Genomic DNA, 507 nt, shown 5'->3' on the forward strand with positions numbered 1-507 from the left:
GCCTTCTGGCCGGCGAGCGCCTGCACGGCAGCCAGCAACTGGGACTGCTGTCGGCGTTGGCGGGGCTGGTCGGACTCCTGCTGCCGGGGCTGGCGGCGCCTTCCCCGCGGGGCGCCGTGCTGATGCTGGCCGCGGGCGCGGCATGGGGCGTCTATTCGCTGCGGGGGCGCGGCGCGGGCGATCCGCTGCACGCGACGGCGGGCAATTTCGTTCGCGCCGTGCCGCTGGCCGGCGCGCTCTTCCTGTTGGCGCTGCAGGGTAGCCGGATGGACACCGCCGGCGCGGCCTATGCCGTGGCCTCCGGCGCGCTGACCTCAGGCGTCGGCTACGCCATCTGGTACGCCGCGCTGCGCGGATTGAAGGCGACCAGCGCCGCCATCGTGCAACTCAGCGTGCCGGTGATCACCGCGTTCGGCGGGGTCGCGATGCTCGGCGAAACCGTCACGCCGCGTCTGCTGTTCGCATCGGCGGCGGTGCTGGGTGGGGTGGCGCTGGTGCTGCGGGGGA

The 507-nt window shown here is 74.4% G+C and carries 1 protein-coding gene; it reads left to right on the forward strand.

The annotated features are described in order from the left end of the window. Window positions 1-507, forward strand: a 507-nt coding sequence (locus AC1DTN_RS39355) for a DMT family transporter (RefSeq protein WP_477925695.1), incomplete at both ends; no start/stop codon positions are given.

It is taken from the genome of Rhizobium sp. 01T444, assembly GCF_056398305.1.